At 65.0% G+C, this 19,049-nt stretch carries 19 protein-coding genes; 7 read left to right on the plus strand and 12 right to left on the minus strand.

The window, feature by feature from the left end; all coding sequences use genetic code 11:
* Positions 1-158 precede the first annotated feature (158 nt).
* The 4 genes from ACWGXF_RS09965 to ACWGXF_RS09980 all read right to left on the minus strand — a co-directional run bounded on the left by ACWGXF_RS09965 (position 159) and on the right by ACWGXF_RS09980 (position 5,200).
* The gene (locus tag ACWGXF_RS09965) at positions 159-962 is read right to left on the minus strand and encodes an aldolase/citrate lyase family protein (protein ID WP_256631027.1); all 804 of its coding nucleotides are present in this window, start codon (positions 960-962) and stop codon (positions 159-161) included.
* 133 nt (positions 963-1,095) lie between these two features.
* A complete protein-coding gene (locus ACWGXF_RS09970; protein ID WP_256631026.1) occupies positions 1,096-2,577 on the minus strand; it encodes an NAD-dependent succinate-semialdehyde dehydrogenase in 1,482 nt (493 codons plus the stop codon).
* 62 nt (positions 2,578-2,639) lie between these two features.
* Positions 2,640-4,169, minus strand: a complete 1,530-nt coding sequence (locus ACWGXF_RS09975) for a UxaA family hydrolase (protein ID WP_256631025.1) — start codon at positions 4,167-4,169, stop codon at positions 2,640-2,642.
* Positions 4,170-4,216: 47 nt separating this feature from the next.
* The gene (locus ACWGXF_RS09980) at positions 4,217-5,200 is read right to left on the minus strand and encodes a Bug family tripartite tricarboxylate transporter substrate binding protein (protein WP_087863711.1); all 984 of its coding nucleotides are present in this window, start codon (positions 5,198-5,200) and stop codon (positions 4,217-4,219) included.
* 111 nt (positions 5,201-5,311) lie between these two features.
* On the opposite strand from ACWGXF_RS09980, the gene ACWGXF_RS09985 reads away from it, so the two are divergent.
* Together ACWGXF_RS09985 and ACWGXF_RS09990 are read left to right on the plus strand one after the other, a co-directional pair.
* Positions 5,312-6,247: a LysR substrate-binding domain-containing protein gene (locus ACWGXF_RS09985; RefSeq protein ID WP_057092889.1), complete on the plus strand. Its 936-nt coding sequence runs from the start codon at positions 5,312-5,314 to the stop codon at positions 6,245-6,247.
* Positions 6,248-6,386: 139 nt separating this feature from the next.
* Entirely contained in the window at positions 6,387-6,854 is a 468-nt protein-coding gene (locus ACWGXF_RS09990) for a DUF1801 domain-containing protein (protein ID WP_012839311.1), read from the plus strand.
* A gap of 111 nt (positions 6,855-6,965) precedes the next feature.
* Here ACWGXF_RS09990 and ACWGXF_RS09995 read toward each other — a convergent pair whose 3' ends face one another.
* Positions 6,966-8,054, minus strand: coding sequence for a tartrate dehydrogenase (locus tag ACWGXF_RS09995; RefSeq protein WP_256631024.1), 1,089 nt, complete (start codon positions 8,052-8,054; stop codon positions 6,966-6,968).
* A gap of 129 nt (positions 8,055-8,183) precedes the next feature.
* Here ACWGXF_RS09995 and ACWGXF_RS10000 point away from each other — a divergent pair, with 129 nt between their 5' ends.
* Entirely contained in the window at positions 8,184-9,119 is a 936-nt protein-coding gene (locus ACWGXF_RS10000; protein WP_039049169.1) for a LysR substrate-binding domain-containing protein, read from the plus strand.
* Positions 9,120-9,226: 107 nt separating this feature from the next.
* On the opposite strand, the gene ACWGXF_RS10005 is transcribed toward ACWGXF_RS10000, so the two are convergent.
* Both ACWGXF_RS10005 and rpsU read right to left on the minus strand, forming a co-directional pair.
* On the minus strand, positions 9,227-9,673 hold the full coding sequence (locus tag ACWGXF_RS10005; protein WP_039049219.1) for a GatB/YqeY domain-containing protein: 447 nt from the start codon (positions 9,671-9,673) through the stop codon (positions 9,227-9,229).
* A 164-nt stretch (positions 9,674-9,837) separates the two neighbouring features.
* Entirely contained in the window at positions 9,838-10,050 is a 213-nt protein-coding gene (gene rpsU / locus ACWGXF_RS10010; protein ID WP_003052999.1) for a 30S ribosomal protein S21, read from the minus strand.
* Positions 10,051-10,550: 500 nt separating this feature from the next.
* Between rpsU and ACWGXF_RS10015 the strand changes: the two genes are divergently transcribed.
* Positions 10,551-11,600, plus strand: a complete 1,050-nt coding sequence (locus tag ACWGXF_RS10015; RefSeq protein ID WP_452101876.1) for a BMP family protein — start codon at positions 10,551-10,553, stop codon at positions 11,598-11,600.
* 88 nt (positions 11,601-11,688) lie between these two features.
* Here the strand turns inward: ACWGXF_RS10015 and ACWGXF_RS10020 are convergent, their stop codons facing one another.
* Complete coding sequence (locus ACWGXF_RS10020; protein ID WP_039049171.1) at positions 11,689-12,963, minus strand: BaiN/RdsA family NAD(P)/FAD-dependent oxidoreductase; 1,275 nt, start codon at positions 12,961-12,963, stop codon at positions 11,689-11,691.
* 50 nt (positions 12,964-13,013) lie between these two features.
* Positions 13,014-13,616: an SMI1/KNR4 family protein gene (locus tag ACWGXF_RS10025; RefSeq protein WP_256631023.1), complete on the minus strand. Its 603-nt coding sequence runs from the start codon at positions 13,614-13,616 to the stop codon at positions 13,014-13,016.
* A 125-nt stretch (positions 13,617-13,741) separates the two neighbouring features.
* On the opposite strand from ACWGXF_RS10025, the gene ACWGXF_RS10030 reads away from it, so the two are divergent.
* Positions 13,742-14,221, plus strand: a complete 480-nt coding sequence (locus ACWGXF_RS10030; protein ID WP_003069412.1) for an acyl-CoA thioesterase — start codon at positions 13,742-13,744, stop codon at positions 14,219-14,221.
* A 93-nt stretch (positions 14,222-14,314) separates the two neighbouring features.
* Here the strand turns inward: ACWGXF_RS10030 and cobA are convergent, their stop codons facing one another.
* Genes cobA through ACWGXF_RS10045 form a run of 3 tightly spaced genes read right to left on the minus strand, consistent with a single transcriptional unit; the run spans position 14,315 to position 17,135 of the window.
* Positions 14,315-15,115: a uroporphyrinogen-III C-methyltransferase gene (gene cobA / locus ACWGXF_RS10035; RefSeq protein WP_012839304.1), complete on the minus strand. Its 801-nt coding sequence runs from the start codon at positions 15,113-15,115 to the stop codon at positions 14,315-14,317.
* A 9-nt stretch (positions 15,116-15,124) separates the two neighbouring features.
* Positions 15,125-16,129 (minus strand): DNA-binding protein YbiB, encoded by a 1,005-nt coding sequence (ybiB, locus tag ACWGXF_RS10040; protein ID WP_054075159.1) that lies wholly within the window; start codon positions 16,127-16,129, stop codon positions 15,125-15,127.
* A gap of 58 nt (positions 16,130-16,187) precedes the next feature.
* Positions 16,188-17,135: a LysR substrate-binding domain-containing protein gene (locus tag ACWGXF_RS10045; RefSeq protein ID WP_256631022.1), complete on the minus strand. Its 948-nt coding sequence runs from the start codon at positions 17,133-17,135 to the stop codon at positions 16,188-16,190.
* A 131-nt stretch (positions 17,136-17,266) separates the two neighbouring features.
* On the opposite strand from ACWGXF_RS10045, the gene ACWGXF_RS10050 reads away from it, so the two are divergent.
* Both ACWGXF_RS10050 and ACWGXF_RS10055 read left to right on the plus strand, forming a co-directional pair.
* Positions 17,267-18,316 (plus strand): zinc-dependent alcohol dehydrogenase, encoded by a 1,050-nt coding sequence (locus tag ACWGXF_RS10050; protein WP_256631021.1) that lies wholly within the window; start codon positions 17,267-17,269, stop codon positions 18,314-18,316.
* Positions 18,313-19,032 carry a hypothetical protein gene (locus tag ACWGXF_RS10055; protein ID WP_256631020.1) on the plus strand — a complete coding sequence of 240 codons (720 nt, stop codon included), beginning with the start codon at positions 18,313-18,315 and terminating at the stop codon, positions 19,030-19,032. The genes ACWGXF_RS10050 and ACWGXF_RS10055 overlap by 4 nt, the downstream gene beginning before the upstream one ends.
* The last annotated feature ends 17 nt before the right edge of the window (positions 19,033-19,049 follow it).

Consider the following 19,049-nt stretch of genomic DNA (forward strand, 5'->3'; position numbering starts at 1 on the left):
GAGGTTCGGCACAGATCGCTCCGGCAGCGATGAAGTGATGTGCAGATGTGGCTGAGAGGCCACGCGCATTGTGATGCTGCCCTGGCTTTGGCGGCTGTTCGGCATCTTCGTCAGGATATGCGGGCATGGTTGCAACTTCTGCACGGTGCTTCAAGGCTTCAGTAGGCGGCTCCTGGCAGTGCTGGGGCCGCCACCGTGGAGCCGGCAAACTGGGTACGCAGCTTGCGCGCGGCATTCACGAACATCAGCACATCCACGCCCACGGCCACAAAGCTGCAGCCGAGCTGAAGGTAGCGCTGTGCCAGCGCGGGGTCCGAGGTCAGCGTACCTGCAGCCTTGCCGCAGGCAACAATGGTCCGCATCGCTGCCTCGATGGCAGCCTGCACCTCGGGGTGGCCGGGGTTGCCGCGGTGGCCCATGGAGGCAGCCAGGTCGGCAGGACCTATGAAGACGCCATGCACGCCGTCCACGGCGCAGATGGCTTCGAGATTTTTCAGGGCCGTGGTGGTCTCGGCCTGCACCAGCAGGCAGACCTCGTCGTCGGCCACATTCAGATAGTCGGCGCGGCTGCTCCACTGAGAGGCACGTCCCACGGCACTGCCGACGCCGCGCACGCCCAGGGGCGGGTATTGCGTGGCAGCCACGATGGCCTGGGCCTGGTCTGCCGTGTCCACCATGGGCACGAGCAGCGTCTTGACGCCGATGTCCAGCATCTGCTTGATCAGGGCCGTGCTGCCTTCCACGACTCGCACCACCGCCTGGGCGCCGTGCGGCGCCACGGCTTGCAGCGCACCCAGCGTGCTGCGCAGATCGTTGGGCGCATGCTCGCCGTCGATCAGCAACCAGTCATAGCCTGTGGTGGCGGCCGCTTCGGCCAGGTAGGGGGCGGCCATGGACAGCCATAGCCCGATCTGGGGCTGGCGTGCGGTGATGGCGGTCTTGAAGGGGTTCAGTGCGGGCATGAGGGTCTCGATTCAGTGAAAGGGCTGAGTGCAGGTAAATAGGCGCGGCGCCTGTAACTGGCGCGGCCCAAGCCAGAGACGCCAAGCAAGGGCCTGGGCTGGTCGCGCAGCTCTTCCGGGTGGTGTTCTGCATTCAATCCAATCCACCTTGGCAGACGTATTTGATGTGCAGGTAATCGTCGAGCCCGTGGGTCGAGCCTTCGCGGCCGTAGCCTGACTCCTTGACACCGCCAAAGGGGGCGGCCTCGGCGGCCAGTGCGCCTTCGTTGATGCCCACGATGCCCGATTCCAGGGCATCGGCGACGCGCCAGATGCGGCGTAGGTCCTGGCTGTAGAAATAGGCGGCCAGACCGAACGGCGTGTCGTTGGCCGCGGCGATGACCTCGGCCTCGTCGTCGAACACGGTCAGCGGGGCCACGGGGCCGAAGGTCTCTTCGCAGGCGCAGGCCATGGAGGCCGTGGCGCCCGAGAGCACGGTGGGCGCGTAGTAGGTGGGGCCCAGCTCGGGCAGGCGGCGGCCGCCCGTGAGCACCTTGGCGCCCTTGGCCACCGCGTCCTCCACATGGCGGGCGATTTTCTCGACCGCGCGGTCGTTGATCATGGGGCCGATCTGCGAGGCCGGGTCGCTGGCCGGGCCCACGTGCAGGGCCGCCACACGGGCGCTGAGTTGCTGGGCAAAGGCCTCGTGCACCGAGCGGTGCACAAAGACGCGGTTGGGGCAGACGCAGGTCTGGCCGCCGTTGCGGAACTTGGCGGCCATGAAGCCGTCCACGGCCGCAGCCACATCGGCGTCCTCGAAAACGATGAAGGGCGCATTGCCGCCCAGTTCGAGCGAGAGCTTTTTGAGGGTGTCGGCGCTGCGGCGTGCCAGGTGCTTGCCCACGGGCGTGGAGCCGGTGAAGGTGATCTTGCGCACGCGGCTGTCATCCAGCCATTGATCGACCACCTCGGGCGTGCGCTCGCGCGAGGCCGTGACGATATTGAGCACGCCGGCAGGCACGCCGGCTTCATGTGCCAGCAGCACCAGGGCCAGCGAGGTCAGCGGTGTGTCCTCGGCCGGCTTGCAGACCACGGTGCAACCCGCAGCCAGGGCCGGCGCGATCTTGCGCGCAATCATGGCGGCCGGGAAATTCCAGGGCGTGATGGCGGCGACCACGCCCACGGGTTCGAGCAGGGCGAACATGCGCCGGCCCGGCACGGGCGCGGGAATGACTTCGCCATTCATGCGCGTGGCGGCCTCGCCGAACCATTCGATATAGCTGGCGGCATAGGCGACTTCGCCCCGGCCTTCGGCCAGGGGCTTGCCCTGCTCCAGCGAGATCAGCGTGCCCAGATCGTCCTGATGGGCCAGCACCAGATCGTTCCAGCGCTTGATGATGGCAGCGCGCTGCTTGGCCGGCAGCTTGCGCCAGGCGGGCAGGGCTGCCTGGGCGGCATCCACGGCGGCGCGCGCATCGGCCGCACCGGAATCGGGCACGCTGGTGATGGTGTTGCCCGTGGCCGGATCGGTCACGGCAAAGCTGGCGCCGCTGGCAGCAGGCGTCCAGGTACCGGCGATGAAGTTGGCGCTGCGCTGCAGTTCGGTGCGTTGCAGTCTGAGTGGCGTGGCGTTCATGGTGAAAATCGCAGAAAGTGAAGATCGGATAAGGGCGCAAAGCTCTGGAAGATGTGTTTTCCTCAGCTCACGATGCCCAGATGCCAGGGCACGAATTCGTGGTCGCCCAGTCCCAGGGCTTCGCTCTTGGTTGGTTCGCCGCTGGCATGGCGCAGGATCTGCTCGAAGATCTGCTGGCCCAGCTCGGGCACGCTCAGCTCTCCGTCGACGACCACGCCGCAGTTGATGTCCATGTCTTCCTGCAGGCGCTGGTACATGGGCGTGTTGCTGGCCAGCTTGATGGTGGGTGCAGGCTTGCTGCCGAACATGGAGCCGCGACCCGTGGTGAAGCAGATCAATTGGGCGCCGCTGGCGATCTGGCCCGTGGAGGCCACCGGGTCGTAGCCCGGCGAGTCCATGAAGACGAAGCCGTGCTCGGTGATGGGCTCGGCATATTCATAGACGGCGCGCAGCGGCGTGGTGCCGCCCTTCATGGCGCTGCCCAGGGATTTTTCAAAGATGTTGGCCAGGCCGCCGGCCTGGTTGCCATGACCGACCACGCCGTTGAACTGGGCGTTCTGGCCGGCTGCATAGCGTTCCCACCAGGCCAGGCGGTCCAGCAGCTTCTGGCCGACTTCGGGACTGATGGCGCGGCGCGTGAGCATGAACTCCACGCCATGGATCTCGGGCGTCTCGGACAGAATGGCCGTGCCGCCGTGGCGCACCAGAATGTCCATGGCCGCGCCCAGGCCGGGGTTGGCCGTGATGCCCGAAAAACCGTCCGAGCCGCCGCATTCCAGGCCGATCTTGAGGTGACTGGCTGCGACGGTGCTGCGCTGGGCCTGGTTGGCGATGGGCAGCATTTCTTCGATGGCGGCAATGCCGGCCGCGATGGTGGCGCGTGTGCCGCCCACTTCCTGCATCACCAGGGTGCGCAGCAACTGGCCTTCCTTGAGGCCTTGCGAATCTACCAAGGCATCGACCTGGTTGCGTTCGCAGCCCAGACCCACGATGAGCACGCCCGCCAGGTTGGGATGGCGCGCATAGCCGGCCAGGGTGCGGCGCAGCACGTCGAAGTGCTCGCTGGGCGAGGACATGCCGCAGCCGCTGTTCTGGGCAAAGGCGGCCACGCCATCCACATTGGGAAAGGCTGCCAGCCGCTCGGGCGTGAAGTGGGCGGCGATGCGCTTGATCACGGTGGCCGAGCAGTTGACCGAGGACAGGATGCCGATGAAGTTGCGCGTGCCCACGCCGCCGCCCGCTCGCACAAACCCCTGGAAAGTGGCGCGCTGTTCCTCGGGCACGTAGTCCACGGGCCGTACGTCGGCACCGAACGAGGGGTCGCGGTAGTAGTCCACCAGCTTGAGGTTGTGGCTGTGCACATAGTCGCCAGGCTCCAGGTCGCGTGTGGCGACGCCGATCACCGTGTCGTACTTCTTGACCTGCTCGCCCTCGGCGATGCGGCGTGCCGCGATCTTGTGGCCGGCCGGCACCTGGGCGCGCGTGCGCACTCCCAGCTCGGGAATGTCCTGGCCCAGGGCCAGGGCGGTCTTGGCCACCAGCACATTGTCGTTGGGGTGCAGGTGCAGCAGGGAAGAAGAGGAGGAGAGCATCTTGGAGTCCGGGGATGGCGGGCCTGAGGCGGTGGGGACGCGGCGCGTCAGCGCATCAGGTCGCGCAGCTTGAGTTTGTCGATGAGCACGGTCTCCTTCTGGTAGACCGTGTTCACATATTTGGCGTAGTCGGGGCCGTCCAGGTAGAGCAAGGGTGCGTCCAGCCTGTCGGCCACGGCCTTGAACTCGGGGCTGGCCACGGCCTGGCGGAAGGCATCGCGCAGCTTGGCTTCGACCGCGGGCGGCAGGCCCTTGGGCGCGCCGATGCCGTTGGGCGCATCGACGACCACGTTGTAGCCCAGGTCCTTGAGCGTGGGCACCTCCTTGAAGCGCGGCGTGCGCTGCTCGCCCCAGGTGGCCAGCAGGCGCAGCTTGCCGGCTTCCACATGCGGAGCCCAGGAGCTGGAGTCGGCCAGCGCATCCACATGGCCGCCCAGCACGCCCTGCAGCGCCTCGGCGCCGCCCTTGTAGGGCACGTGGCTGAGCTGTATGCCGGCTGCGGCCGCAAATTCCTCCATGCCCACGTGCGTGGCGCCGCCCACGCCGGCGTGGGCGTAAGTGATGCTGCCGGGCTTGGCCTTGGCGGCGGCGACGAAGTCCTGCAAGGTCTTGAAGCGCGAGTTGGCCGGCACGGCGATACCGAAGGTCTGGCCCGAGGTGCGCGCGATATAGGTGTAGTCCTTGCGCGGATCGGCCTGCAACGTGCCCAGCTGGGAAAAGCGCGTGACCGAGATCGGGATCTGGCCGATGGTGTAGCCGTCGGGCTTGGCCGAGGCCAGGGCCTTGGAGCCGATCATGCCCGAGGCTCCGGCGCGGTTTTCGACTGCAATCGCCTGGCCCAGGATGCGGCTGGCCACGGTGCACAGCGCGCGCATGGACTGGTCGGCCGTGCCGCCGGCAGGCCAGGGGCAGATGAAGGTGATGGGGCGCTCGGGCCAGGTCTGGGCCAGCAGGCGGGTGGAACTGCCGAGCGTGGCTGCGCCGAGGGCGCCGAGCACAAAGCTGCGCCGGCTGCTGCGTGGGGGGGTCATCGCTTGTCTCCTGTCGTTATTTGAACTGCCAGCCCCGATTGTTCAAAACTGCTCCATGACAATCCAATGAAAAGATAGACTCGCTTCATAACTATTAGGTAATGAAGCCCCATGAGCAAGATCGATCGTGTGCTGCGCTCCAACCTCAAGCTGCGCCATCTGCAGTTGTTGGTGGCGCTGGACCAGTTCCGCCACCTGGGCCGTGCGGCCGAGTTTCTGGCCGTGACCCAGCCTGCCGTCTCCAAGACTCTGGCCGAGGTCGAACGCATGCTGGACATGGTGCTGTTCGAGCGCTCCACGCGCGGCACCGAACCCACGGCAGCCGGTGTCAGCATGGTGCGTTTTGCGCGCTCCGTGCTGGCCGGTTTCGAACGCACGCGCGACGAGATGGCTGCCGAGGCCAGCGGCGCGCGCGGGCGCGCCAGTGTGGGCGCCATGGTGGTGGCCACGCCGGTGCTGCTGGCGCGCGCCGTGGAGCGGCTCAAGGCGCGTTCGGACCAGACCACGGTGATGGTGGAGGAGGGGGACCTGACGCGCTTGCTGCCCAAGCTGCGCCTGGGGGAGCTGGATCTGTTCGTGGGGCGGTTGGAGCCCGGCTATGCCGCGCCCGACCTGGAGACCGAGGCGCTGTACGACGATCCCATGGTGGCCGTGGTGCGGCCCGGTCATGCGCTGCTGGCGCCGGGTGCGGCCAGCTGGCAGGCCCTGGCGGGCCAGCCCTGCGTGCTGCCGCCGCCCTGGGCCTCGCTGCGCGTGAAGCTGGAGCAGCAGTTCTATGCCCACGGCCTGCACCCGCCAGCCGACATCGTGGAGACCGCGTCTTTTCTCTCGCAGCTGACCTTTGTGCACCAGCGCGGCGCCGTGGCCTTCATGGCGCGTGGCGTGGCCCGCTGCCATGCCGCCCTGGGTACGCTGGCCATGCTGGATCTGGGCGTGCCCATCGATCTGCCGCCCGTCGGCCTGATCACCTTGCGCGGCCAGCCGCTGACGCCGACCACGGGCTTGCTGGTCGAATGCCTGCGCGAGGTCGCGGGCGAGCTGGGCTGAGCCTGGAATGAGCCTGATATAGGGCGGGCTGGCACTCTGGGGTCACTCTGCTCCGGCGTGCTACCGTGGTCGAATCCTTGTCCCATGTCTTGAGCCTTGTGCCGGGCATGATTCCTGGTCCAACCATGGAGACCCATCTATGACCGCCTTGCCACCCATGCCCGCACCTCCGGCCGAGCCTGTCAGCGGCCCCGAGGCCTCGGCTCTGATCGATGCCAGGATTGCCGGCCTGGACGACTGGCGCGGCGCCATGCTGGCTCGCGTGCGCGCGCTGATCCACGAGGCTTTGCCCGCCGTGGTGGAAGAGCTCAAATGGCGCGGAACGCCCGTATGGTCGCAGGACGGCATCCTGTGCACGGGCGAGACCTACAAGGCCGTGGTCAAGCTGACCTTCGCGCATGGCGCGGCCCTGGCCGATCCGGCCGGCCTGTTCAATGCCAGTCTTGAAGGCGCCACGCGCCGGGCCATAGACCTGCATTTGGGCGATGCGCTTGACGCCGCAGCGTTCCAGGCACTGGTGCAGGCCGCTGCGCAGCGCAATGCCCAGGCACGGTCGGCCAGAAAACCGGCTTCGCAAGCCAAAGCCAAATCGCGGTCTGAAGCCTAGGTCGCCGCAGCCGGTGGCCCTGGGCGTTCAGGCGTGCAAAAGCACCCGGTGCAGGTTCAGTCTGTGCGGGGTGCGCCTTGAATCGGGCCGGCTGGGGCCAGCCCGGAGTCATCAGGCCTTGGCGATGGCCGCGGCGATGGCTTCACCCACCTCGGTGGTGTTGGCCTTGCCGCCTAGATCTGGCGTCAGCGGACCGGCCTTGATCGTGTGCTCTATGGCGGCCACGATGGTGTCGTGGGCCTGGCGCCAGGCACCTTCGCTGCGGCCCAGGAAGTCCAGCATCAGCGCGCCCGACCAGACCATGGCAATGGGGTTGGCGATGTTCTTGCCGTAGATGTCGGGTGCCGAGCCGTGCACGGGCTCGAACAGCGAGGGGAAGTTGCGGTCGGGGTTGAGGTTGGCCGATGGTGCCAGGCCGATGGTGCCCGTGGTGGCAGGGCCCAGGTCGGACAGGATGTCGCCAAACAGATTGGTGGCGGCCACCACGTCGAAGCGGCCGGGCTGAAGCACGAAGCGGGCGGTCAGGATGTCGATGTGCTGTTTGTCCAGCGTGACTTCGGGGTAGTCCTTGGCCACATCGTCGGCGCGCTTGTCCCACCAGGGCATGCTGATGGCGATGCCGTTGCTCTTGGTGGCCAGGGTCACGTGCTTCTTGGCGCGGCTCTGGGCCAGATCGAAGGCGTACTTGAGCAGGCGATCGGCGCCCTTGCGCGAGTAGACCGATTCCTGGATCACGATCTCGCGGTCCGTGCCTTCGAACATCACGCCGCCCAGCGAGGTGTATTCGCCTTCGGTGTTCTCGCGCACCACGTAGTAGTCGATGTCGCCGGGCTTGCGGCCGGCCAGGGGGCAGGGCACGCCTTCGAACAGGCGCACCGGGCGCAGGTTGATGTACTGGTCGAATTCGCGGCGGAACTTGAGCAGCGAGCCCCACAGCGAGACATGGTCGGGCACGGTGGCGGGCCAGCCCACGGCGCCGAAGAAGATGGCATCCATGTCCGAGAGCTGGGCCTTCCAGTCGTCGGGCATCATCTGGCCGTGTTCGGCGTAGTAGTCGCAGTGGGCCCAGTCGAAATGGTGGAACTCCAGCGGCAGGTCGAAGCGCCTGGCTGCGGCTTCCAGCGCGCGCAGGCCTTCGGGCATGACTTCCTTGCCGATGCCGTCGCCGGCGATGACTGCAATCTTTTTGGGAGTGGACATGGTGCTCTCTCGTGAATGTGTTGGGTGGCGAGGCAGCGGCTCAGCCTGTGCCTGGCGGTATTTTTGCACCTTGCATAACTGAATACAATTGACTGATCGTGGCCTGATTGTTTACAGATCGTGCAGAAAATGCCCTCGCCCGAAGACCTGCGCGTCTTCACCACTGTGGTGCGCAAAGCCAGCTTTGCCGAGGCTGCGACCGCGCACAATGCTTCGCCGGCCTTTGTCAGCAAGCGCATCCGCCTGCTGGAGCAGGAGTTGGGCGTGAAGCTGCTGCATCGAACCACACGGCGGGTCGCTGTCACGGAGCAGGGCGAGCGCGTCTACCACTGGGCGCAGCGCATTCTGGACGAGGTCGAGCATCTGCTGCAGGAGGTGGACGTGACGCGGCGCCAGCCGCGCGGCCTGCTGCGGGTGTCCACCAGCTTCGGCTTTGGCCGCAATGTGGTGGCGCCCGCGCTGTCGCAGCTGATTGCGCAATATCCGGCGCTGCAGCTGCGCCTGGAAGTGTTTGACCGCATCGTCGATGTCGCGGCCGAGGGCTTCGATCTAGACGTACGCGTGGGCGACGAGATCGCGCCGCACCTGATTGCCCGGCACCTGGCCGACAACCACCGCGTGCTGTGCGCGGCCCCGGCCTATGTGCAGCGGCGTGGCAGCCCGCGCACGCTTGATGAACTGGCAGCACATGACTGTCTGGTCATCAAGGAGCGCGATCATCCCTTCGGTGTCTGGAAACTGCGCTCGGGCAGTCAGGAGCGCAGTGTGAAAGTGACCGGGCCGCTGTCCACCAATCATGGCGAGATGGCCGTGCAATGGGCGCGCGACGGTCATGGCATCGTGCTGCGCTCGCTCTGGGATGTGGCGGCCGATCTGCAGGCCGGACGATTGCTGCAGCTGCTGCCCGAGTGGCAGCAGCAGGCGAATATCTGGGCCGTCTATCCGACGCGGCTGGAGCGCTCGGCCAAGGTGCGGGTCTGCGTCGAGTTCCTGCAGGAGTTCTTCAGCCGCGAGGCGCCCGCAGGATTCAAGAATGCTATGAAAAAAGAAGCTGCTGGCGCCTAATATGCATGTCTTTTAAAGTCTTTTTAGACTGAAAGTCATACACAACCAGCGCAAGCAGCTTCTGTTTTTGAGCCTGATGCCGCGTGGCGGCCCAGGCTATTTGCCAATTATCGGGTCAGTGCGGCCTTCACGGCAGCGGACACCAGGCCCATATCGGCCTTGCCGGCCAGCTGGGCCTTGACGGCGCCCATCACCTTGCCCATGTCGCCAGGGCCGGAGGCACCCAGTTCGGCCACGATGGCCTGCACGGCTGCGGTGATCTCGGCTTCTCCCATGCGTTCGGGCAGATAGACCTTGAGCACTTCCATTTCGGCCTTTTCCACATCGGCCAGATCGGCGCGGTTGGCGGCTTCGAAGGCGGCGATGGAGTCCTTGCGCTGCTTGATCAGCTTGTCGACGATGGCGATGACGGCGGCGTCGTCGAGCTCGATGCGCTCGTCCACTTCCTTTTGCTTCATCGCGGCCTGCAGCAGGCGGATGGTGCCCAGGCGCGCGCTGTCCTTGGCACGCATGGCGGTCTTCATGTCTTCGGTAATCTGGGCTTTCAGGCTCATGGCTTTCTCCTTGGGGTGGGCGAACGGACGCTGACTGTCCATGCGCTGGGAGGTCACTGCGCAGCCGGGCAGGCTTGGCAGTGGCCAGAAAACAAAAAACCCGCGCCTGGCGTCCCGAGCGCGGGTTTGCGGCTGTTTTAAGGCCGACTGGTCCTAATCAACGATTAGTACAGCTTCTTAGGCAGTTGCATGCTGCGAACGCGCTTGTAGTGACGCTTCACGGCAGCAGCCTTCTTGCGCTTGCGCTCGGCTGTGGGCTTTTCGTAGAACTCGCGAGCACGCAGATCGGTCAGCAGACCCAGCTTTTCGATGGTGCGCTTGAAGCGGCGCAGGGCAACTTCATAGGGCTCGTTTTCTTTGACGCGGATGGTAGTCATTTAATTTCCAGATATATCTGTGCTGACAGAGGGTTCTCGGGAAGATCGGGCCTGAGAGCCGTGAACAGCGGTTTCCCCGCCACTTTTTAACTAGTATGGCCGACGGGGTAATGCCAGCAAAGTCGAGCATTATAGACCAAGACTTGGGCTGCGTCTTCAATGGGGCGTGAAGCAATCCGGCGTCGGTCGCGCGCGCATGGTTTTGCGGCGGCAGGCAGGGCGTTGTCGCAGACCAGATTCAGGCACCGCCATTGTGCCTTTTGGACTATCGGCGCGTTCAAGTCGCGTGTATTGCGGAGCGAAGCCGGATGCGCAATGCAAGAGCACGGTGCTGCCCAGGCGCCAGGACAGCCGAGCCCGGCGCTGGGGTTTCTTGGGAGTATCGTGTGCACGGAAATTGCATACGGTTTAGAGGCTTTATTTCGTGACCAAGGTCAAGGAATAGGTGGGTTTCGTGCCTGTGCGCGTCGCTGTTTTTCTGTGTTCAAGGAGCTTCCATCTTGTCCAGCGCTTCTCATTCCTCATTTATTTCGCGTCGCCAATGGATGGCTTCGGCCGTAGCCGTGCCGGGCTTGCTGGCATTGACGGCCTGTGCCGGCAGGGCCGGAGTTGCCGGGCCTGCCGCATCCGGCGGTTCCCTGGTGGTGGGTGGTCTGTTTGCGGGCTCGCGCAGCGACAAGGGCTTTATGGAGGCCGGCTGGCGCGGCCTGGAAAAAGCACGCCAGGAGCTGGGCGTGCAGACCCGCTTTCTCGACGGCATGGCGCCTAGGAAGGAGTTGCTGGTGCCGGCTCTTGCACAGCTCGCGGAGCAGGGGGCGCAACTGGTGATTGCCCATGGCGGGCAGAACAATCAGGCCGCAGCCGAAGTTGCGGCGCGCTTTCCCAGGACCCAGTTCGTCGTGACCCAGGGCGCGGTACAGGGAAGCAATCTCTGCAGCTATGACGTGCTGCAGGAGGAGTCGGCCTATCTGGCCGGCGTGCTGGCGGCGCTGACCACCAAAACCGGGGTGGTCGGCCATATGTCGGGCATTCGCGTGCCCCCGGGACTCAAGGGGCGTGCTGCCTATGCGGCCGGCGTGCGCGATACCGACCCCAGGGTCAAGCTGCTGACGAACTTCTCTGGCGATCAGGACGACAACGCTTTGTCGCACCGCATTGCCAGGGCCCAGATGGCTGCCGGTGCCGATGTGATCTTCACCATGCTCAACTCCGGCCGCGATGGCGTGACCCAGGCCTGCCGTGAGGCGGGCACGCGCCAGATCGGCAATGTGATCGACTGGACCAGGGTGGACCCGCAGGTGTTTGTCGCTTCCGCCTGGGCCGATGTGGGCATTGGCGCGTTTTTGGCCGTCAAGGATATGCAGGAGCGCGGTGCGCCCGGCCCGGGCATTCGCAAGATCGGTTTGAGCGACCCGGCCGCCGTACGCCTGACCATGGGCCAGAGCGTGGCCGCCGCTGTGCGCGAGCGCGTGGCCAGGGCGTCGGCTGCCATCGCCTCGGGGCAGCTCAAGGTTCCCGAACACTATGAAGGCAAGGAGTTTTCTGCCTGATCGGATGGTGCGCCGGAGGCGCAGGCAGCAAAAAAGGATGGCTCAACCATCCTTTTTTCATGGCGGCAGGCGCTTCGGTTCCAGTCGCTCAAGCCATGACTGACTGCTTTTCCGCCATGGCCTGGGCGCAGGCGGCGGCACTGGCCCAGGCCCACTGGAAGTTGTAGCCGCCCAGCCAGCCGGTGATGTCCACCACCTCGCCGATAAAGTACAGGCCCGGCCGGGTCTTGCATTCCATGGTTTGCTGGGACAGCACCCTGGTGTCCACGCCGCCCAGCGTGACCTCGGCTTTTTTATAGCCCTCGGTGCCCGTGGGGGTGATCTCCCAGCGCGACAGCTGTTCGGCCAGTCTGGTCAGGGCTTTGTCGCCGGCCTCGTTGATGGGGCGCTGCAGCTCGGGCATGCGGCCGACCCAGGCATCGGCCAGGCGCGCGGGCAGGTGGGCGGCCAGCTCGTTGGCCACCAGCTTGCGCGAGTGGAGCTTGGCCTGGGCCAGCACCTCGGCCAGATTCACACCAGGCAGCAGATTGATCTGCAGCGGGGTGCCGGGCTTCCAGTAGCTGGAGATCTGCAACACGGCGGGACCCGAGAGGCCGCGGTGGGTGAACAGCAAATCCTCGTGGAAGCTCATGCGCTCCTTTTTGCTGCCGGTGCTGATTTCCACGGGCAGGGCCAGACCGGCCAGGCCCGCGTAGGGTTGCCAGCCTTCGCCGTCGAAGGTCATGGGCACCAGGCCGGGCGTGCGCTCGATCAGCGGCAGATCGAACTGCTGGGCCAGACGGTAGCCGAAGTCGGTGGCGCCTATCTTGGGAATGCTCAGGCCGCCGGTGGCAATGACCAGGTTGGCGGCCTGTGCCAGGCCACGATCGGTTTCAATCTGATAGCTGAAATCGCTTTCTGTGTCTTGGTTTGACGGCGAAAGCACTACTTTCTTGACCTGGCAAGGCTGCCAGCGCTGCACGCCGCCCGCGCTGCACTCGGCCAGCAGCATCGCGATGATGTCCTCGGCCGAATGGTCGGCAAACAACTGGCCCTTGTGCTTTTCGTGGTGGGCAATGCCGTGTCTGTCCATCAGCGTGATGAAGTCGGCGGGCGTGAAGCGCGAGAGGGCCGAGCGGCAGAACTGAGGGTTCTGCCCCACAAAATGCTTGTGCGGCGCACGCACGTCCAGATCTCGGTTGGTGAAGTTGCAGCGCCCGCCGCCCGAGATGCGGATCTTCTCGGCCACCTTGGGCGCATGATCGATCAGCAGTACCTTCAGGCCCTGCTGGCCGGCCTGGGCCGCGCAGAACAGGCCGGCGGCACCGGCGCCGATGATGATGGCGTCAAAAATCTGGAAGGGGACCTGTGAAGAGGAGGACACGGCGGGCAGGGCGATGGAGCAAGAACAAGGCCGCGATTGTCCCAGATGCCTCAGATTTTGGGCTCGTCCACTACAAAGCCCCAGAAACCGTCGTCGCAGTGAATGCAGCAGGTCGTAAAGTGATTCAGGTCACTGGCGTGAAACCAGATTAGGCCCAGCTTGGAGTCGCACAGTGCATCGGCCTGATCGGCGAGGCTGAGTGCCGCAATATGCTCCAGCTCCATATCGCCGAAGAATTCCTGCAGATCGCTGGCGCCCAGAAAAAGGTCGTGGTCCAGACTGCCGATCTTTCCTTTGTGCCGACCGTGCAGAACTTCCACAAATGGGTTGCCGCCCTGGTCGTGGCCAATGGCTACGAACCAGCGGGCCAGCAGAAATTCGGACTGCACGGTTTTCAGGTCTTCCTGATGCAGTTGCGCGCCAAAGCTGAAGAGGTCGGCAAAGTTGGCGTGGCTTTCGCTGGCAATCTCGGTGCTGTCATGAAGATAGCTGGCGTGGTCTGAGGCCTGTTCCAGCGCATACATGGAAAAGCCGTTCTGTGTGATCAGAAACTGCGCATAAGCATCTGAGAAGCCAATGTGCGCCTGCAGCGCTGCAACTTCCTGTGCGCTGGCGGCAGGCTGGCCGAAGGGGTTGGGAAACAGAACTTGCAAGACGCACTCCTGAGACTTACAGCACGGTGTAAGTCGGTACTTGTTTATATCTGCAGCCCATTGTCCCATTGGGGTATGCGCAAGGGTTCAGCGTGCGTCCCGGATCACTTCTAGAATCGCGCCCCATGAATACACCATCCCACCAGCTGAGCATGACCGTGCTCATGTCGCCTGACATGGCTAACTTCTCCGGCAATGTGCACGGGGGCGCCATCTTGAAATTGCTGGACCAGGTTGCCTATGCCTGCGCCAGCCGCTATGCGGGCCGCTATGTCGTTACGCTGAGCGTGGATCAGGTGATGTTTCTGCAGCCTATCCACGTAGGTGAGCTGGTGACTTTTCTGGCCAGCGTGAACCACACCGGCAAGTCCTCCATGGAAATCGGCATCAAGGTGATTGCCGAGGAGATTCGCAGCCAGGTGGTGCGCCACGTGAACAGCTGCTTCTTCACCATGGTGGCCGTGGACGATGACAAAAAGCCTGCCCCCGTGCCCCCGCTGCAGCTCGAAACCGACGAGGAAAAGCGCCGCTGGGACGCCGCCATCATCCGCAAGGAACTGCGCAAGGAGCTCGCCGAGCGCTTTGCCGAGACTCGTACTCCCTGAGTCGCATCGCCGCTTCTGCGTGAACGTAGTCTCGCAGCGAGGCGGCGCTTGCCGTTCGCCCGGCTTGCAGGACAGCCCGGGGACGGCCCTGGATCAGGCTGCCGCTGATTGCGGCAAGGCCTGGGGCTGGTTCTGCCAGGCGGCAATGCCCTGGACCACATCGCCGACGACGATGATGCTGGGGCTGCCCAGCTGGTGGTCGGCAATGCTTTGCGGCAAATCCTTCAGAAAGGTCAGCGCATGGCGCTGCTGCGGCAGGCTGGCATGCTGGATCACGGCCACTGGCGTGCTGCCGGGCAGGCCGCTGAGCAGCTCGTTGCTGATGCGCTCGACGCTGCTCACTCCCATATAGATCACCAGCGTCAGCTTGGCCGCATGGGCCGTGGCGGCGATCTGGCGCCAGTCGGGGCCGCTGTCGCCGGGCTTGGCATGGCCGGTCATGAAAAGCACGCCGTGCGCGCGGTCGCGGTGGGTCAGCGGGGCGCCCAGGTTGGTCAGGCCCGCGAGACCGGAGGTGATGCCGTTGATGACATCCACCTCGATACCGGCCTGACGCAGATGTTCGACCTCTTCGCCGCCACGGCCAAAGATGAAGGGGTCGCCGCCCTTGAGGCGCACCACGCGTTCGCCGTCCTGCACGGCCGCAATCATGAGCTTTTCGATAAAGGCCTGGGGGGTGCTCTTGCAGCCGCCGCGTTTGCCCACATAGACCACGCGGGCCGAGGGCGAGGCGTGGCTCATCACACCATCGCTGACCAGATCGTCGACAAACAGCACGCTGGCTGCGGCAATGGCCTTGGCGGCCTTGATGGTCAGCAGCTCGGGGTCGCCGGGGCCGGCACCCACCAGGGTGCACGAGCCGCGCTGATCGGGGTTGTGGGAGATGGCAGTCATTGTGGGGTCTCAGTCGGGGCTGCGGTTATAGGCTTGCAGTGCGGCGCGGCTGGCGGCAGCGTCGGCATCGGTGACCTGCATGGCCTGGTGCAGGGCTTGTATTTGTTCCAATTGTTGCGCGATCGGCGCCGGCACAGGCAACTGGCCGTTCAGAATGTCCAGCGTCAGCCGGGCTGTCTGCTCGGCATTCAGATCTTGTTCCGGGGCACTGCTCTCGGTGCCGGATGCGAGCTGGCTGCTGTGCAGGGAAGAGCGCTCAAAGCAGATTTCTCCGGCAATCACACCCGTGCTCACGGGTTCGCGGTGAGGGGCGGCCACGGCCTCGCCTTCCGTGCCGCGCACCAGCAACGCACTGGTCGCACGCAGGGCCAGGGTCTGGAGCATGGGCTGGGCATAGGCCGGGTGGGTATAGCTGGCCAGCACCAGCCCGGACTGCGCGGTGCTGCTGCCATGGATAGGGTCCAGCAGTTTGACGATGCTGTGCGAGGGGTTGCGCAGGCCCATCTGGCGGCGAATCTGCAGCAGCCGATCCAGCGGCGCCAGCAGGTGACGGGTCTGCATCCAGACCTTGTCGCCAGGCTCCAGAGCGATGGGACGCTCGATGGCCGTCCAGCCCAGTTGCCGCCATACCTCGGCCGTGCCCAGGCGCTTGTCCTCGGTATGGCTGCCGTGTACCAGCACCGGCAGTCCTTTCTGCGCCAGCAGACCCGCCAGCAGCGGTGTGAGGTTGGCCAGCTTGCGCGAGCCGTTGTAGCTGGGGATGACTACCACGGGCTGGGCCTTATGGGCCTGCGGCCACACGGGCAGACGTTGCTGGGTCGCGTCGAGAAAGCCTGCCAGCTCTTCGGCGCTTTCGCCCTTGAAGCGCATGGCAATGCAAAAGCCGCCGAGCTCCAGATCGCTGACCTTGCCGTCCAGCACCTGCCCCATCAGATCGCAGGCTTGGACCCGCGAAAGAGAGCGCGCGCCCTTGGTGCCGCGACCGATTTCCTTGATGTAGTGGCTGATGCTCATGATTAACGTAATTGTCGCTATAAAAACCATGAGTTGTCAGACGATTTGGTTATATAAATCAAACCGGCTGTGCTCGAGACTCCGTCGCTCCCTGTTGCGCCAGCTGTGCAGCCAGGGCCTGCAGCTGCGATTGCGCGAGCTGGGCGACAAGGTCCAGCATGGGGTTGCTCTTGAGCGCATCGGCAGACGCCAGGACGGCGAGCCGGCTGACCTGGCGCGAAGCCCGAAGCGGCCTGAACACGATCTGCTCGCGGTGGAACATGGCGAAGGATGCCGGCACGATGGCCACGCCCAGACCGCAGGCCACGAGCGCCAGCACATTCACCAGCTGACCGGCTTCGTGGCGTATCAGCGGAGTGAAGCCGGCCTCGGCGCACAGCGCGACCGTGCGGTCGAAGTAGTCGGTGTCCTGATAGCGGGTGAAGCCCACAAAGGGCTGATGCACGGCTGCTTGAAGATCCAGCATTCCACTGCCTCCGGCCAGAGGGTGGGAGGACGGAACAGCCAGGCAATAGGGGTCGTCAATGCTGGCCAGCTCAAGCTCGTCGGCCTCCCTGTGCCCGGGGCGGGCAAAGCCGAGTTCCAGCTCGCCCTGGCGCAAGGCCCGCTGTTGCTGAGAGGAGATCATTTCGCGGGCTTCGATCTGCACCTCACAGCTGGCCTTTGCCACAGCTCGCAGCAAGCCGGGCAGCAGTGACTGCATGGCCGAGGGAACCAGCCCCAGGCGCAGCACGGTCTGGCTGCTGCGCTCTCGTTCGCGCGCTCGCAAGGGGGCTTGCTCGGCACGCGCCAATATGACGCGCGCATCTTCCAGCAGCGACTCGCCTGCAGCGGTGAGCTGCATGCCGCGCGGCAGGCGGGTGAAGAGCTGCGTGCCGACCTCATCCTCGAGTTGCTTGAGCTGCTGTGACAGCGGCGGCTGGGCGATGAATAGCTTGCGGGCCGCCCTGCTGACGTTGCCCTGCTCGGCAACCGCCACGAAGTAGCGCAGATGTCTCAGTTCCATGCCTGAATGAATCCATATTTCAAAAGTATGGTTTTTATATTAAATCAGTGTTGGACATATGAATGAAGGGCGGCAACACTGCCGATCCTGTTCGTTCTGAGATGCATGTCCACGCATGCATTGCCTGTCTCATGCAAGCCTTGCAAAAAACCGAGTCCGCCAAGGGACTGAAGCTCAACGAGGTCGACATGCCGTCGCCTGCCGCAGGTGAAGTGCTGCTGCGGGTTCATTCCACCGGTGTCTGTGGCACGGATCTGCATATCGATGCCTGGACGGCGAGCTACCACTTTTTGCAGGCCGCGCTGCCGGTGACCGTGGGTCACGAGTTCAGCGGCGAGATCGTGGCCAGAGGCGAGGGGGCCGAGCATCTGCCCCTGGGCCAGTTGGTGGCCGTGCGGCCTTCGGTCACCTGCGGCAGATGCCCCAGTTGCAGTGCCGGCGACTTCGATGCCTGCACCACGCGTCGCGGCATCGGTGTCATGCGCCATGGCGGCTTTGCCGAGTATGTGGCCGTGCCCCTGCGCAATTGCGTGCCGATTCCACACGGCGTGGACCCCGAGGTTGCCGCATTGGCCGAGCCGCTGTCGGTGAGCTTCGAAGCCGTGCGCACGGGCAATGTCCAGCCCGGCGATCGCGTGCTGATCCTGGGGCCCGGCAATATCGGCCAGGGCATTGCGCTGTTTGCGCGTGCCGCGGGGGCGGCCCAGGTGGTGGTGGCCGGCCATGGCGATGCCGCGCGGCTGGAGGTCCTACGCTCCATGGGGTTTGAGGATTTGCTGGACTTCGAGGGGCAGGACATCGACGAAGCCCTTGCCGTGTATACGCAGCAAGCTCACTTTGATGTGGTGATCGAAGCCACCGGGGCAGCTGCCGTGCTGGCGCCGGCCCTGCGTGCGCTCAAGACCCATGGCGTGCTGGTGATTGCCGGCATTCATTCCGCTCCCGTGCCGCTGGATCTGACGGCCTTGGTGCGACGTCACCAGCAGCTGCGCGGCTCCTATCGGGCGCCCGAGCGCTGCTGGCTGGAAGTCGTCGAATTCATGCAGACCCATCAGGATCAGCTGCGCCTCATGATCACCCATCGCGTGCCGCTTGCGCAGGCCGGGCAGGGTTTTGAGCTGGCGCGCGCGCGGCTGGCGAGCAAGGTGCTGATTCAGCCCGGCGCGGGTTGTGCATCATGAGCAGCGCCTTCCTGGCCTTGTGGAACGACATCGACCGGCCCGAGGCTCGCGCAGAATACGAGGCTTGGCATGCCCTCGAGCATGTTCCCGAGCGCGTGGGTTTGCCAGGCTTTGTCTATGGCCATCGCTATGTTGGCGCCTGCGGATACTTCACGCTCTACGGTCTGGAGTCTCTGGCGGCCCTGGACTCGGCCGAGTATGCGGATGTGATCGCTAACCCCACGCCCTGGTCGGCACGCATGAGGCCGCGTCTGAGTGCTTTCATGCGCAGGCCCTGCCTATTGCAAGTCCAGGCTGGAGCATCCAGCGGTGCGGCGTTGACGACGCTCAAGGCCGTCACCACCGATGTACATACCTGGGCCGCGCACGCAGCCCGCTGGGCGGAGCAGGCGGTGCAGCAAGGGCGTCTGCTGCGGGTCATGGCGGGTGTGGTGCCTGTGGAGCGTTCCTTGCACTACCCCGTTGGCGGCGAGCGCATTGTCGAGCAGGCCCAGGGGGAAGTCACGGTGGTCATGCTGGCCGAGCATCTCGACGGACCGTCATGCACCCAAGGTGCCCAATGGTGGGCCGACCGAATGCAGGCACATCACCTCGAAACGCCTGCACAGCAGGCTTTTGGCCTGCAAACCCGGGTGTACCGTTCGCAGCTGGCCCTGCCCACCAGCGGACGCCTGCCACCGATGATGGAACTGATGGCTGGATACGCCGATTGTTGATCCGAGACTGAGACCGA

The sequence above is a fragment of the Comamonas sp. HJ-2 genome (assembly GCF_053615495.1).